Raw genomic sequence first — 15,260 nt, 5'->3', positions numbered from 1 at the left:
TACACAAAAACTGCACGGTTCGGGGCCGTTTTGCGTGCAGAAATCGTGTACTCGACGGTGGGCGGAAGGGCGCGGGGGCAGAGGGGCGCGGGCGCGGGAGCGGGGGGCGGACGCCGGTCAGGAGTTCACGCGGATGATCTCGTGCTGGTACGGGGCGATGACGTCGCCCGAGATGCGGAGGTCGAGCAGGAGGAAGGGGCGCGAGGCGGCGGGACGCGCGGCCCATGTCGTCAGCACCTCCAGGTCTTCTGGGGTGCGCACGACGACGCCCTCCGCGCCGACCGCCCGGCCGAGCGCGGCGAAGTCCACCTCGGGGATGCGCATCGGCCCCTGCGCGAGGCCCTTCAGCCCGTACAGGTTGACCTCGGCGCCGTAGGCCGCGTCGTTCCAGACGACAGCCAGCCCGCGACCTCCGGCGACCCGCACAGCGGATTCGAGGTCGGCCAGCGCCATGAGCCCGCCGCCGTCGCCGGTGGTCAGCACGATCGTCGACTCGGGATGCGCGAGCGCGGCCCCGGGCACGCTCGGCCAGCCGAGGCCGATCGACTGGTACGCGGTACCGACCATGATCATCCGGTCGGGCGAGGCGACCGGCCAGTACATGTTCGCCCAGCCGATGAAGTGCCCGCCGTCGGACACGACGACCCGGTCCTCCGGCAGCAGCTCGCCGATCCGGGCGGCAGCGGTGCGCGGGTCGAGTCGTCCGTCGGCGGCGAGGCCGTCGCCGCGCGGGTGCTCCCGGTGCGGCGCGACGTCGACCGCCTCGCGCCATCCCGACGGCGTTGCGCCGGCCGACGCCAGCTCCTCGACGAGGGCCGAGGCGACGAGCCGCGCATCCCCGCGCAGGTACGACCCGACGTGCGGATGCGTCGCGGCAGGCCGCGTGTCCACCTGGATGACCCGGGTACCTGGGGCGAACAGCTCGCCGAACCGCATCGTGAACTGGTTGAGCGATGCCCCGAACACGACAGCGACATCGGCCGAGTGGATGAGCTCCATCGCCCCTTCCGCGCCGAAGCCGCCGGTCACACCCAGGTCGTATCGCGAGTCCGGGAAGACGCCGCGGCCGAGGGCGGTGGAGGCCGTGAGCGCGCCGGTCGCGTCGGCCAGCGCACCGAGGGCCGCACCGGCTCCGGAGATCCATGCCCCTCGCCCGGCGAGGAGCAGCGGACGCTCCGCCGCCGCGAGCGCCGCGGCGGCGGCCGCGATCCCGGCGCGCGAGAACGGGTCGGCGGGCGCCTGCGGCTCCGGGATCACCGGCTGGGGCGCCTCCGGCACCGGCCCTGCCTCGCGCGTCGCCACGTCGTACGGGATCGCGATCACGGTCGGCACCCGATAGGTGAGCGCGTGCTCGACGGCGATGGCCGTGGTCGCCGCCGCATCCGCCCGGCCCACCGTGTAGGTCCGCGCGCCGACCGCCGCGGCGAGCGCGATCTGGTCGACGTCCCACGGCCTCGGTCCCGAGGTGGGCTCGTCCCCCACGACGAGGATGAGCGGGATGTGCGCCTGCACCGCCTCGGCGAGCGCGGTCAGCGTGTTGGTGAAGCCGGCGCCGTAGGTGGCGGTCGCGGCGGCCAGCCGCCCGGAGGCACGGAAGTAGGCGTCCGCGGCGACGACCGCGCCCGCCTCGTGACGCATGGCGCAGTATTCGCCGCCGCGCTGGCGCTCCAGAGCGTCGAGGAAGTGGGCGTTCCCGTTGCCCATCACCCCGAAGACGTGGTCGATGTGGCGGGCGAGGGTCGCGGCGACGTGCGCGGAGACGGAGGGCATGGCGGAGCCTTTCGAGACGAACGGAGGAACGATTCCGTATGTGTCTCGCCGCCGCGGCCCCGCGGGTGGCTTCGTGCCCATTTTTCGAGCACCGGCGGAACGCAGCCGCCGGACGCACCTATTTTATGCGTCCGGCGGCCGCTGCGTCCTGCAGCCGTGTCGCGCCTACTGCGGCGCGCTGCCCCTACTGCCCGACCGACCGGCGCTTGTTGTACACGTCGAACGCGACGGCGGCGAGCAGCACCAGTCCCTTGATGAGCAGCTGGTAGTCGCTGTCGATGCCGAGGATCGACATGCCGTTGTTGAGCACACCGATGATCAGACCACCGATGATGGCGCCGGTGACCGTTCCGATGCCACCGGTGACCGCCGCGCCTCCGATGAAGACGGCGGAGATCGCATCCAGTTCGAAGCTCGTTCCCGCACTCGGACTTGCCAGGTTGAGCCCCGCCGTGAACACCAGCCCGGCCACGGCGGACAGCACGCCCATGTTGACGAACAGCAGGAAGGTGACCCGCTTCGTCTTCACGCCGGACAGGGCAGCCGCCGCCAGGTTGCCGCCGATGGCGTAGATGTGCCGGCCGAACACCGAGCGGTTCATGATCGCCGAGTACCCGATCACCAGCAGCGCCAGGATGATCAGCACGATCGGCGTGCCGTTGTAGCTGGCCAGCAGGACGGTCACGATCAGGACGAGCAGCACGAGGAACGCCAGCTTGACGATGAACCACCACAGCGGCTCGTCCTCGAGGTCGTACTTGCGGCGCACGGCCCGCTGACGGATCGAGCTGGCCAGGATGGCGATGCTCGCCAGAAGGCCGAGGATCATCGTGAGCGGCTCGTACCCCGTCGTGCCGAACGCGGGCAGGAAGCCCGACCCGATGGCGCGGAACTCCTTCGGGAAGAACGAGATCTGCTGATTGCCGAGCGCGATCTGCGCCGCCCCGCGGAACGCGAGCATGCCGGCCAGGGTGACGATGAACGCCGGGATGCCGAAGTAGGCGATCCAGAACCCCTGCCACGCGCCGACCAGGGCGCCGAGCACCAGGCAGAACACGATCGCGAGGGGCCACGGCAGATGCCAGTTCGAGATGAACACGCCGGCCATCGCGCCGATGAACGCCACCACGCTGCCGACCGAGAGGTCGATGTGCCCGGCGATGATCACCATCACCATCCCGATCGCCAGGATCAGGATGTAGCTGTTCTGCACGATCAGGTTCGACACGTTGATCGGCGCCAGCGTGATCCCGCCCGTCGCGATCTGGAAGAACACGACGATGGCGATCAGCGTGATGAACAGACCGATCTGGCGCAGCTGCCCGGTCAGGTAGTTCAGTGCTTTCGTGAGCGGTTTCATGCGGGGTTCTTCTCGCGTTCCTGGGTCATGAATTGCATGAGGTATTCGGCGGTGGCCTTCTCGCGCGGGACGTCCGCGGTGATCCGGCCCTCGCTGAGGGTGTAGATGCGGTCGCAGATGCCGAGCAGCTCGGGCAGCTCGGAGGAGATGACGACGATGCCCTTCCCCTGGTCCGCCAGCCGGTCGATGATCGTGTAGATCTCGTACTTCGCGCCGACGTCGATGCCGCGGGTGGGTTCGTCGAGGATGAGCACCTCCGGGTCGGAGTACATCCACTTCGACAGGACGACCTTCTGCTGGTTGCCGCCGGACAGCTTGCCGGTGAGGGTCAGGACGTTGGGCGTCTTGATGTTCATCGACTTGCGGTACTCCTCGGCGACCAGCGACTCCCGCTGCTCGTTGACGAACTTGAACCAGTTCATGAGCTTGTCGAGCGCGGCGATGGAGATGTTGCGCTGGATGTTGTCGATCAGGTTCAGGCCGAAGTGCTTGCGGTCCTCTGTCGAGTAGGCGATTCCGTTCGCGATCGCCTTCGACACCGTGCTGACCGAGATCGGCTTGCCGCGCTTGTACACCTGGCCGCTGATCCCGACGCCGTAGCTGCGGCCGAAGATGCTCATCGCGAGCTCCGTCCGGCCGGCGCCCATCAGACCGGCGATGCCGACGATCTCGCCCGCGCGGACGTGGAAGTTCACGTCGTCGACGACGACGCGGGTGCGGTCGAGTGGATGGTGGACCGTCCAGTTCTCGACGCGCAGCAGCTCCTCGCCGATGTGGGGCACATGGTCGGGGAAGCGGCTGGCGACATCCCGGCCGACCATCCCCTTGATGATGCGCTCCTCGCTGGTGCCCTCCTTGCCCATTTCCAGCGTCTCGATCGTGCGGCCGTCGCGGATGATGGTCACCCGGTCGGCGATCGCTTTGATCTCGTTGAGCTTGTGGCTGATGATGATCGACGTGATGCCGTGCGCCTGCAGCTGACGGATCAGTTCGAGCAGGTGCGCGGAGTCGTCGTCGTTCAGCGCTGCGGTCGGCTCGTCGAGGATGAGGATCTTCACCTCCTTCGAGAGCGCCTTCGCGATCTCGACGAGCTGCTGCTTGCCCACCCCGATGTCTTTGATCTTGGTGATCGGATGGTCGTGGAGGCCGACCCGCTCGAGCAGCTTCGCCGCCTCCAGGTTGGTCTCGTTCCAGTCGATGAAGCCGCGCTTCTGCCGCTCGTTGCCGAGGTAGATGTTCTCGGCGATCGAGAGGTACGGCGACAGCGCCAGCTCCTGGTGGATGATGACGATGCCCGCCGCCTCCGAGTCGTTGATCGACCGGAATTCGACGGGTTCGCCGCGCATGACGATCTGGCCCTCGAAGGTGCCGTGCGGGTACACACCGGACAGCACCTTCATCAGCGTCGACTTGCCTGCGCCGTTCTCCCCGCAGATCGCGTGGACGGATCCTTCCTCGACGCTGATCGAGACGTCTTGCAGCGCCTTGACCCCCGGGAAGGACTTCGAGATGTTCCGCATCTCGAGAATCGTGTCGGCCATGGTCTCCCTTGCTCGCGATGAGGTCCGGGCGGCCTGCTCGGAGGCAGGACCGCCCGGACCGTCCGGACCGTCCTACTTGAGGTCGGATTCCTTGTAGTAGCCGCTGTCGACCAGGATCTTCTGGTAGTTGTCCTTGGTCACCACGACCGGCTGGAAGAGGTAGCTCGGGACGACCTTGACCTTGTTGTCGTAGCTCTTCGTGTCGTTGACCTCGGGCTTCTTGCCCGAGAGCAGGTCGTTCGCCATCTTCGCGGCCTCGTTGGCGAGCTGGCGGGTGTCCTTGTAGACCGTCGAGTACTGCGTGCCCGCGATGATCTGCTTGACGCTGGCGACCTCGGCGTCCTGACCGGTGATGATCGGGAGCTTCTTACCGCCCGAGCCGTAGCCGGCGCCCTCCAGAGCGCTCAGGATGCCGTCGGAGAGACCGTCGTAGGGCGAGAGGACGCCCTGGACGGCGGTGCCGGTGGAGTACGACTTGGCGACCAGGTCCTGCATGCGCGCCTTGGCGGTCGCCGGGTCCCAGCGCAGGATGGCCACCTGGTTGAAGTTGGTCTGGCCGCTCTTCACCACGAGCGTCCCGTCGGAGATGTACGGCTTCAGGGTGTCCATCGCGCCGTTGTAGAAGAACGTCGCGTTGTTGTCGTCCGGGCTTCCGGCGAACACCTCGATGTTGAACGGGCCCTTCTGGCCGGTCGGCTTGCCGTCCGCGTCGAGCACACCGAGGCCGGTGAGCAGCGACTTGGCCTGGTAGACGCCGACCTTGTAGTTGTCGAACGAGACGTAGTAGTCGACGTTCTTGTCACCGGTCAGCAGGCGGTCGTACGAGATGACCTTGATTCCGGCCTTGGCTGCGGCGTCGAGCTGGTCGGTCAGCGACCCTCCGTCGATGGAGGCGATGATCAGGACCTTCGCGCCCTTGGTGATCATCGTGTTGACCTGCTGCACCTGGGTCGGGATGTCGTTGTTGGCGTACTCGAGGTCGACCTTGTAGCCGTTCTTCTCGAGGTCCGACTTGACCGCATTCCCGTCCGCGATCCAGCGCTCGGACACCTTGGTGGGCATGGCGACGCCGACGAGGGCGCCCTTGTTGTCTGCGCTTCCCGTGGCGCTTCCGCTTCCGCGGCCTCCTCCTGAGCAGGCGGCGAGTGCGACCGCGACGCCGAGTGCGGCGGCGGCGAGTGCGACTTTCCTGAACTTCACTGTGATTCCCTTCGAGCGGTGAGGCGGCCGGCGCGCCCTGTGCGCGCCGATTCGCCGAGCTCGGAACTGTCACGCCCTCGGTTCTCAGCATGCGAAGGGACAGTGCAGCGGCCGTCGCTCCCGTGCGATCCGGCTGCTGTCATGTGCGACTCCCTCGTCGTATGCTGGTCCGCGGGCGATATATGTGACCGGTCCCAGAACGGGTTAGACGCTATGACCCCAACCGGTGGTCAGTCAAGTGCTTCGCCGAAAAATATGATGAGCACGTTACCGAGCGGCAGCGCTGCCGCTCCTGCAGACGAGACAGGATCCATGGACAAACGCGGACCCGACGAGCAGCGCGCCCTCTCCATCCGGGACATCGCCCGGCTGGCAGGAGTGTCGCGCCAGACGGTGTCGCGCGTCCTCAACGGCGAGCGCTACATCAAGGCGTCCACCGAGGCGCAGGTGCGCAAGGTGATCGAGGAGAACGCGTGGAGGCCGAACAGCGCCGCCCGGGCACTGGCGACCTCCCGCTCCAAGACGATCGGGCTCCTGGTCTCCGCCCGCTCGCACTACGGCCCGTTCAGCGCGGCCACCTCGATCGACGAGGCGGCGCGGGCGCGCGGCTACGCCATCCTCTCCGCCACCCTCGCCCGCGAGGACGACGCCGCGATCTCGGAGGCGCTGGACGCCTTCGCCGCTCAGGGTGTGGACGGCGTCATCGTGATCGCACCGCAGCAGCGGGCGCACGAGGCCCTCCAGCGCGTCGCGGTCGGCGTGCCGTTCGTGAGCCTGCACTGGAAGGACGACGGCGACGGACGCGTCGCGGCATTCGACCAGCAGGCCGGTGCACGACTCGCCACCCGGCACCTCATCGAGCTCGGGCACACGCGCATCCGCCACCTCGCGGGCCCCCAGGACTGGAACGAGGCCGAGGACAGGATGAACGGCTTCCTCGCGGAGCTCAACGACCACGACCTCGCCGTCACCGCACCAGTGCTGGGCGACTGGAGCGCCGACCTCGGCTACGAGGTCGGGCTGAAGATCCTCGACCACGCGGACTTCACCGCGATCTTCGCCTCAAACGACCAGATGGCGCTCGGCCTCATGCACGCGGCCGCGGAGCTGGGCCTCTCGGTCCCGCACGATCTCAGCGTCGTCGGGTTCGACGACATCCCGGAGGCCAAGCATTTCGCGCCTCCGCTGACGACGATCCGGCAGGACTTCGGGCTGCTCGGCGCCCAGGCCATCGACGTGCTGCTGGCGCAGGTCGAGGGGACGGAGGCCCCCGGGCCGACCGAGTACGCCGTCCCGGAGCTGGTGGTGCGCGCGAGCACCGCACCCCCGTCCCGCCCCTGATGTTCGCTCCACGAAACTTCCGGCCGTACGGGGGCCAGCCGCCGGAACCGTCGCCGTGGTAGAACGTTCTGGCCCGCCCCGATGGAGACGCCGGACCCGAAGCCGACGCCGCCGCCCGAGGGACGTGCGCACGCGCTTTCGTCCCAAGGGCACCCGAATGAACGAAGACACCTGGCGCGCCTCCTTCGTGCACCCCCAGCACCCGTGGCGCGACTTCGAGCACCATTTCTCCGGCGACCGGGAGGTCCCTCCCGCACACATCCGCAGGCCCAGCTCCCTCGCGGGCATGCCCGCGTTCGACCTCTACCTGCTGAGCGACTCCGAGCCGTGGCCCAGCGGGTCGACGTACACCTACACCCAGTCGGTGCTCGGCCACCTCGGCGAGCACGAGCCGCCCGAGTACTGCCTCGACATGGAGGAGGACGGCGCGGCGACTCCCTAGCGGCCATCCGCTAACGGGAGTAGCGCGTCCGCCCGGCCATGACGGTCTCCGTCACCTGCGCTGCGAGGAGCGCGGCCGGCGCGTCGGCGAAGACGTCCGTGTCCAGCACCACGAAGTCCGCCGCGAAGCCGGGAGCGATCCTGCCGCGCCACTCCCCATCGCCCACGGAGGCGGCCGCATCCCGGGTCGCGTGGGCGATCGCCCGGTCCAGCGGCACGGCGTGCTGCGGCTGCACGGCTGCGATCGCCGGGTTCAGCGCCGAGCCGCGCGTCGAGGCGACGTACATGTTGGCCAGCGCCTGGTGCGGAGCCGTCGGCGAGTCCGTCGAGAACGCCAGCAGGGCGCCGGCGTCCTCGTACTCCCGCCACGGGAAGGCCCGCTCCACCCGCTCGTCTCCGAGCATCGCCGTCCAGTTGTCGAAGATCGCCGGATCGGAGTGGACCGGCTGCATCGACGCCGTCACGCCGAGGCGCGCCATCCGCTCCGCGGTCCCCGGAGCCGCGTACTCCAGGTGCTCGATGCGGTGGCGCCGAGGACGGTCGCCGTTCCGGGCGACGGCCTCCTCGATCGCATCGAGCGCGATGTCGCTCGCGTAGTCGCCGATCGCGTGCATGGCGATCTGCAGCCCCGCGGCGTCGGCCGCGGAGACGACCGGCTTCAGCCGCTCCACCGGCCAGATCGGATCGGCGTTGCCGCCGTTCGCGTACGGCTGCCGCATCGCCGCGGTGCACGCGTCGATCACGCCGTCGAGGATCAGCTTGATGCCGACCACCCGCAGCCACGGGCTGGCGGGAGCAGCGGCTCGCCGGGCCGCCTCCTCCACCTGCGCGATGTTGGCGGCGTCGTCCCCGGTGTTCGTCACCAGCCAGTGCGCCGCGATGCGGATGGGCAGCTCGCCGCCACGTCGTTCCTGCGCCCGCTGCAGCGCGGCCAGCCCGAATCCGTCGAGCGCCATGTCGACTGCGCCGGTGACGCCGGTCGCCAGGTAGGCCCCGATCGTGCGCTCCACATCGGCGTCGCGGTCGGCGTCCGTCGTCGCCGCATCCCGCTGCGCCCACGCGTACTGCGTGGCGGCCGTCTCCAGCAGCAGCCCCGTCGCGTTGCCCTCCGTGTCGCGGACGATCTCGCCGCCGATGGGGTCGGGAGTGTCCCGGTCGATGCCGAGCTCGGCGAGCGCCGCGGTGTTGACCCAGCACGAGTGGTAGTCGTTGGCGTCCAGGTACACCGGGATGTCGGCGACGGCTGCGTCGATCATGGCCGCTGTCGGCATCCCGCCCGGGACCGCGTCGAACAGCCAGCCGCGTCCCCGGAGCACCGTCGCCTCCGGGTCGGCCGCCCGTGCCTCGAGAAGCAGCGCGCGGATGTCGTCGACGCTCCGCGCCTCGGTGAGGTACACCTGCCCGAGCGCCGCTCCCATCATCAGCAGGTGGGTGTGCGCATCGGCGAACCCCGGCAGCACGAGCCGTCCGCCGAGGTCGACCTCCCTCTCGGCGGCGGGCGCCTCGTCGCCGGGCCGCCCCACCCAGCTGATCGTGTCGCCGGTCACGGCGAACGCGTCCGCCCACGCAGCCCGTGCGTCCGCGTCGGCGGTGAAGACCCGCCCGTTCCGGTAGAGGGTCGTTTCGAGGTCGGTCACAGCCGCCCCTCCTTTCCGAGGGCGCTGCGGCTCAGCAGCGCGTAGACGATGGCGGCCACGGCCATCCCGGTCGGGACGGACAGGTCGATGTGGCCGATGGACTGGGCGATCGGCCCGGCCCAGACGTCGGTCGCGAGGCACATCGCGGTGACGAGCCCGCCCAGCAGCAGCGCCGCGATGCCCGGGATGCTCCACCCGCCCGTGTACCAGAAGCGGCCGCCGCGGCGGTCGTCGAACAGGTCGACGCCGTCGTACACGTACCGGCGCCGGACCACGTCGACGACGTAGATGGCCATCGCCGGCCCCGACACGATGACGAGGAACTGCAGCAGGAGATTGGCCGCCTCGAGGAGGCTGGACGACAGCACCAGGTAGATCGTGAGCGCCGTGCCGACGATCCCGACGATGATCGCCGCGGGGATGCGCCGCAGCCGGAAGCCGATGGCCTGCAGCGCCATGCTGGAGGTGTAGGTCGTCATCGCGTTCAGTGCGATCGTGTTCACGATGACGCCGATGACGAGCACGGGGCCCATCCATGCCGGGAGCAGGTCGAAGAGGGCCACGTCGATGCCGGCGTCGAACGCGCTCGCCTTCAGGCCGGTGGCGAGGAGCACCCCCACTCCGGTGAAGACGATGAAGGGGACTGCTCCGCCGAACGCGGTCGCGGCCGCGATGCGGGACGGCTTGGTCGACCGAGGCAGGTAGCGCGCGATGTCCGGGCTGTTGATGAAGGACAGCGGCGTCGAGGCCAGGATGGTGAACCCCACCGAGATGGCCGACCAGAGCGGCACGCCGCCGAGCGGCTCCGGTGCCGTGTAGCTCCAATCCACCGTCGGCAGGATGAACGCCGAGACGAGGATGAAGATCACGAACAGCACGATGGCCATGACCGGATAGATCCGGAGGATCAGGCCGTGACCGAAGATCGCGACGAGGATGGTCACCGCCGACACCACGATCGTCACGCCGATCGGCACCCAGACCGGGTCGTCGAGTCCGATTCGGCGGAGCAGGTCCGCTCCCATGAAGCTGGAGGCGAGCCAGGTCAGCGACAGGAACACCGCGCCGATGAACCAGCCGACGAAGGCGACGAACAGCTTGTTGCCGATGATCCCGTACATGGCCCGGGTCACCACGGATCCCGAGGTGCCCGCCGCCGGCCCGCTCCCCGCGATCAGGCCGGGGAAGACCCACAGCAGCGAGGCGGCGACGATCACGGCGAAGGCCTGCCAGATCTCGAGCCCCAGGAGGATGAGCGTCGCGCCGATGGTGAAGTTGAGGATGCTGACGCCGGGCGCCGCCCAGACGAAGAACAGGTCCCGGGCGCGACCGTGCCGCTCGGAGTCTCCGATGACCTCGATTCCCCGGGTCTCGGGCTGCGTGGAGGCATCCACGAACTCATCGGTGCCGGTCCGTGCTTCGGACATGGATTCCTCTCCTGCCAACCGCTCCATTGCTGTTGGTCATGTGCCCAATAGGGTTGTTGGTCAGTCATTCAATAGCATGGTCGTCATGGAGTCAAGCGCGCCGCCTCCCCGGACCCGCAAGCAGCCAGAGGAGCGCCGGGAGGAGATCCTGGCCGCCGCCGCCTCGATCGCCCTGGAGCAGGGCCTCGAGCGCATCACGCTGCGCGCGGTCGCAAACCGGCTGGGCGTGCGGCCCGGGCTCATCTCGCACTACTTCCCCGCGGCGGAAGACCTCGTCGACGAGGCGTTCGCCCGCGCCGCGGTGATCGAGCGCGAGCGGTTCTTCCCCGAGTACGGCCGGCCTATCGAGCGCCTGGCCCACTTCGTCGGCCACATCCGCAGCGGAGCATCCCTGCCGCTGGCGCGCCTCTGGCTGAATGCCCGCCACCTGTCGCGCTTCACCCCATCCCTGGACGCGACGCTGACCGAGCAGGACGCCCTCGACCGCTCCCGCCTGCGGTCCCTCATCGAAGACGGAATCGCCTCGGGCGACTTCGCCGACGTGGATGCGGAGGCGGCGAGTATCCGCATCCTCATCGCCGTCGACGGCAGCGGCTCCTACGTCAACAGCACCGAGGATCTGACGCAGCCGGCGCACGCGCAGTTCGTAGCCGACGTCTCCGAATGGATCCTCGGGCTGGCCCCCGGCACGCTGACCCGCACGATCGGCGAGTGACACCGGGCGACACAGAGGGCGCAGGATGCGCGCGCGCGTGTAGCATGAGACCGTCCGACGCCTGAACAAGCGTGTACGTCGGGCGCGAAGGGAAGAGAACGATGGCTCAAGGCACCGTCAAGTGGTTCAACTCGGAGAAGGGGTACGGCTTCATCGCCCCGGATGACGGCAGCGCCGACGTCTTCGCCCACTACAGCGAGATCGCCGCTCAGGGATTCCGCAACCTCGAAGAGAACCAGAAGGTCGAGTACGACCTGGCCCAGGGCCCCAAGGGACCGCAGGCCGCGAACATCCGCCCGCTCTGAGACGGTGACGGCGTCCGGCCCGCGGGCCGGGCGCGCACCGCACGCGGCGCCGGGGTACGGTGACGCATGTGGGTGATGTACGCGTAGGACCGCCGAAGGTCTCCGCCGAAGGCGGCGGTCATGGGACCGGACGCGGGCAGAAGATGATGTTCGGCGCCGCGCTGGCGGCGCTCGGAGTGGTCTTCGGCGACATCGGGACGAGCCCGCTGTACGCGCTGAAGACCGTGTTCCTCCTCGACGGCGGCGCTGTGCGCTCGACGCAGGACGATGTCTACGGCGTGATCTCGTTGATGTTCTGGAGCATCACGATCATCGTGTCGATCAAGTACCTCGGTATCCTGATGCGCGCCGACAACGACGGCGAGGGCGGAGTGATGGCGCTGGCCGCTCTGGCCCAGCGCCTGTACGCCGGTCGCGCCAAGCGGGCAGGGACGCTCCTGGTGATCGGCATCGTCGGTGTCGCGCTGTTCTACGGCGACTCGATCATCACGCCGGCGATCAGTGTCCTGTCCGCCGTCGAAGGCCTCCACGTGACCGTGCCGTCGATCTCGCACCTGGTCATCCCGATCGCGGCCGTGATCCTCGTGGTGCTCTTCGCCGCGCAGCGCTTCGGCACGGGCCGCGTCGGTGTGCTCTTCGGCCCCGTCATGGTGCTCTGGTTCGCGGTGCTCGCGGCCGCCGGTCTCGCGATGATCGTGCAGTACCCGGCGGTGCTGGCCGGCCTGTCGCCGACGTACGCGATCGCCTTCATCGTGGCGCATCCCACCATCTCGTTCATCGCGCTCGGCGCCGTCGTCCTCGTCATCACGGGAGCGGAGGCGCTGTACGCCGACATGGGGCACTTCGGCCGCTCCCCCATCCGTCGCGCCTGGTTCTTCCTGGTGTTCCCCGCCCTGACGATCAACTACCTGGGGCAGGCGGCGCTCGTCCTCCACCACCCGGCGGCCCGGGCCAACCCGTTCTTCCTCCTGATCCCGGAGTGGGGCCGGCTCCCGGTCGTCATCCTGGCGACCGCCGCGACTGTCATCGCCAGCCAGGCCGTCATCTCCGGTGCCTTCTCGCTGTCGCGCCAGGCGGTCCAGCTCGGCCTGCTTCCGCCGCTCACCATCCGGCAGACGTCGAAGCAGGCGGGCGGCCAGATCTACCTGCCGGCGGTCAACATCCTGCTGTTCATCGGCGTCATGGCCGTCATGCTCGCCTTCGGCTCATCGGACAGGCTGTCGACGGCGTACGGCATCTCGGTGACCGGCGCGCTCGTCGTCGACACCCTCCTGCTGCTCCTCGTCGCCCGTCCGCTCTGGAACTGGGCGCCCTGGAAGATCGTGCTCGCCGCTGTCGCGTTCGGCGGGCTGGAGCTCGCCTTCCTCGCCGGCAACCTCTCCAAGATCATCAACGGCGGGTGGGTGCCGCTGCTGATCGCGGCCGCGGTCATCCTGGTGATGACCACCTGGCGGCGGGGACGGCAGCTGGTGCAGCAGGACCGTCAGCGCAAGGAGGGGTCGCTCGCCGACTTCATCGAGGAGGTGCGCCGCGAGAACCTGCCGCGCGTGCCCGGGATCGCGATCTTCCCGCACCCCAACAAAGACACCACCCCGCTGGCGCTGCGGGCGAACGTGAAGCACAACCACATCCTGCACGAGCACGTGATCATCGTGTCGATCTCCACGGCGCAGGTGCCGCACGTGCCTCCCGCCGACGCGTTCGTCTACGACGACCTGGGCTATGCGGACGACGGCATCGAGCATCTGAGCATCCGCTTCGGCTTCTCGGACAAGCCGGACATCCCGCGGGCACTGCGTGCCGCCTGCCGCTCGGGCGCGCTGCCGCTGGACGCAGCCAACTTCAAGCAGGCGTCGTACTTCATCTCCCGCGGCGCCATCCGCACCACGCGGACCCATGGAATGGTGCCCTGGCGCCGCTCCCTCTTCGTGGGTCTCGCCCACAACGCCGCCGACCCGGCGGCCCGCTTCGGGCTGCCCGCCCTCCGCACCGTCACCATGGGCAGCGACGTAGAGATCTGACCCGCGCTCCCTCCACGCGCCCTGCCACATTCGTGACGAATCGGTGCTCTGGCGCCGCGGAAGCCCCGATTCGTCACGAATCGGGACTACCGACAGGCGTCAGGCGGCGACCAGCGCGCTCACGATCCCCGCGGCCGTCTCGCGGCCGACGCGGATCGCGCCGTCGACGTGCTGGTAGCCCTTGCCCGCCATGTCGCTGCACGAGAAGTGGATGGGGCCGACGGGCTTCCGCAAGTCGGCGCCGTAGCGCGCGAGGCCGCCCATGTCGAAGCTTGCCGCGTACGCTCCGCGCGTCCACTCCTCGCTGCCCCAGTCGCTCTCGTAGTACACGACCGGGGTGAGCGCCTGCTCGCCGTAGTAGTGCGACAGGGACTCCAGGATGCGCGCCCTGCGCTCCTCCGGCGACAGGGCGAACACGCCGTCCGCGGCCTCGTCCGACACGAATCCGACGAGCGTTCCGCGCGGGTCGCCGTGGTAGCTGTTGTCGTACGCCTCGTGGACCAGCTCGTAGGGGCTGAACGCCGTGCCGCTGTAGCCGAGGTCGCGCCAGAACGGCGTCTCGTAGACGGCGTGCACCTTGATCACGAAGCCCATCGAGAGGTGCTGGTGCAGCTGCTGCTGACGGCGCGGCAGGGGCGGCTCGTAGGAGATGCGGCTGATGAGCACCGGCGGAACGGCGAGGATCGCGAAGCGCGCCCGCACCTCCACACCGTCGGCGACGGCCGTCACACCGGTCTCGTCCCAGCGGAGCGTGCGCACCGGCGCGTTCAGGTGCACGTCGTCGCCGAGCCGCTCGGCCAGGAGCAGGGGGACCTGCTGGAGGCCGCCCTTCACGCGCTTGTCCAGGATGAAGTCCGCGTCGACCAGGTTCGAGAAGCTGCCGGCACTCGCCGCCATCAGGAGCGCCTGCAGCGCGGAAAAGGCGTGCGCGGGCTTCGTGAGCATGGCCCCCGCGATGAACATGCCGATGTTCTTGCGCGCCTCCTCATCGTCGGTCTGCGTCTCCAGCCAGCGGCGGAACGAGATCTCGTCCAGCTCCTTCGCGCGCGGGTGCGCCCACGGTCGCTCCGGGTCGATCTCGGCGACGAGGGCGTCCATCCGCTCGATGAGCTCGACGATCACCTTCTCGGTCGACGGCGCGACCGGGAAGATGTCGCCCTCGAACGTCCGGCGCTCGCCGTTGGCGCCCAGGTAGATGTTGATGCCGTCGCGGTAGCGCGAGTACGTCTCGAGGCCCAGCTCTTCGAGCGTGCCGATCAGCGCATCCTGATCCGGCGACACCCACTGACCGCCGATCTCGAGCGTCGCGCCGTCGATGTCGTCCGTCCACAGGCGGCCGCCCACTCGGTCGCGCGCCTCGAGGACGGCGACGCTGAGGCCCGCCTTCGCGAGTTCGGTGGCGGCTGTGAGGCCGGAGGCGCCCGCGCCGATGACGACGACGTCCCGTTCGATCCTGCTCATGGGTATCAGCTCCGTGTGCGTTGGGGGGTGAACGAAGGGCA

12 protein-coding genes are annotated in these 15,260 nt (G+C 69.1%); 5 read left to right on the top strand and 7 right to left on the bottom strand.

Translation table 11 applies throughout. The features are described from left to right. Window positions 1–117 precede the first annotated feature (117 nt). The 4 genes from SB754_RS01465 to chvE all read right to left on the bottom strand — a co-directional run bounded on the left by SB754_RS01465 (window position 118) and on the right by chvE (window position 5,871). Window positions 118–1,770 (bottom strand): thiamine pyrophosphate-binding protein, encoded by a 1,653-nt coding sequence (locus tag SB754_RS01465; RefSeq protein ID WP_410780579.1) that lies wholly within the window; start codon window positions 1,768–1,770, stop codon window positions 118–120. 184 nt (window positions 1,771–1,954) lie between these two features. Beyond that, window positions 1,955–3,130, bottom strand: a complete 1,176-nt coding sequence (gene mmsB, locus SB754_RS01460) for a multiple monosaccharide ABC transporter permease (RefSeq protein WP_410780578.1) — start codon at window positions 3,128–3,130, stop codon at window positions 1,955–1,957. Next, window positions 3,127–4,671, bottom strand: coding sequence for a multiple monosaccharide ABC transporter ATP-binding protein (gene mmsA, locus SB754_RS01455; RefSeq protein WP_410780577.1), 1,545 nt, complete (start codon window positions 4,669–4,671; stop codon window positions 3,127–3,129). The genes mmsB and mmsA overlap by 4 nt, the downstream gene beginning before the upstream one ends. A gap of 72 nt (window positions 4,672–4,743) precedes the next feature. Further along, the gene (gene chvE / locus SB754_RS01450) at window positions 4,744–5,871 is read right to left on the bottom strand and encodes a multiple monosaccharide ABC transporter substrate-binding protein (RefSeq protein ID WP_410780576.1); all 1,128 of its coding nucleotides are present in this window, start codon (window positions 5,869–5,871) and stop codon (window positions 4,744–4,746) included. Window positions 5,872–6,183: 312 nt separating this feature from the next. Between chvE and SB754_RS01445 the strand changes: the two genes are divergently transcribed. Together SB754_RS01445 and SB754_RS01440 are read left to right on the top strand one after the other, a co-directional pair. Further along, window positions 6,184–7,212 (top strand): LacI family DNA-binding transcriptional regulator, encoded by a 1,029-nt coding sequence (locus tag SB754_RS01445; RefSeq protein ID WP_410780575.1) that lies wholly within the window; start codon window positions 6,184–6,186, stop codon window positions 7,210–7,212. A gap of 157 nt (window positions 7,213–7,369) precedes the next feature. Beyond that, window positions 7,370–7,654, top strand: a complete 285-nt coding sequence (locus SB754_RS01440) for a hypothetical protein (protein ID WP_410780574.1) — start codon at window positions 7,370–7,372, stop codon at window positions 7,652–7,654. 10 nt (window positions 7,655–7,664) lie between these two features. On the opposite strand, the gene SB754_RS01435 is transcribed toward SB754_RS01440, so the two are convergent. Continuing rightward, window positions 7,665–9,290, bottom strand: a complete 1,626-nt coding sequence (locus tag SB754_RS01435; RefSeq protein WP_410780573.1) for an amidohydrolase — start codon at window positions 9,288–9,290, stop codon at window positions 7,665–7,667. Further along, window positions 9,287–10,717 (bottom strand): purine-cytosine permease family protein, encoded by a 1,431-nt coding sequence (locus SB754_RS01430; RefSeq protein WP_410780572.1) that lies wholly within the window; start codon window positions 10,715–10,717, stop codon window positions 9,287–9,289. Before SB754_RS01430 ends, SB754_RS01435 begins: the two co-directional genes overlap by 4 nt. Before the next feature lie 85 nt (window positions 10,718–10,802). Here SB754_RS01430 and SB754_RS01425 point away from each other — a divergent pair, with 85 nt between their 5' ends. The 3 genes from SB754_RS01425 (at window position 10,803) to SB754_RS01415 (ending at window position 13,758) form a co-directional block, all read left to right on the top strand. Continuing rightward, window positions 10,803–11,432, top strand: coding sequence for a TetR family transcriptional regulator (locus SB754_RS01425; protein ID WP_410780571.1), 630 nt, complete (start codon window positions 10,803–10,805; stop codon window positions 11,430–11,432). 101 nt (window positions 11,433–11,533) lie between these two features. Further along, entirely contained in the window at window positions 11,534–11,737 is a 204-nt protein-coding gene (locus SB754_RS01420; RefSeq protein WP_310134090.1) for a cold-shock protein, read from the top strand. A gap of 68 nt (window positions 11,738–11,805) precedes the next feature. Next, entirely contained in the window at window positions 11,806–13,758 is a 1,953-nt protein-coding gene (locus SB754_RS01415; protein WP_410780570.1) for a potassium transporter Kup, read from the top strand. 99 nt (window positions 13,759–13,857) lie between these two features. Here the strand turns inward: SB754_RS01415 and SB754_RS01410 are convergent, their stop codons facing one another. Then, a complete protein-coding gene (locus tag SB754_RS01410; protein ID WP_410780569.1) occupies window positions 13,858–15,219 on the bottom strand; it encodes a flavin monoamine oxidase family protein in 1,362 nt (453 codons plus the stop codon). Window positions 15,220–15,260: the final 41 nt, after the last annotated feature.

The organism is Leifsonia sp. SIMBA_070 (assembly GCF_046534635.1).
In the GTDB taxonomy this organism is placed as follows: Bacteria; Actinomycetota; Actinomycetes; order Actinomycetales; family Microbacteriaceae; genus Leifsonia.
Note: the sequence above shows the minus strand (reverse complement) of the source record. Positions and strands in the feature narration are given on the sequence as shown.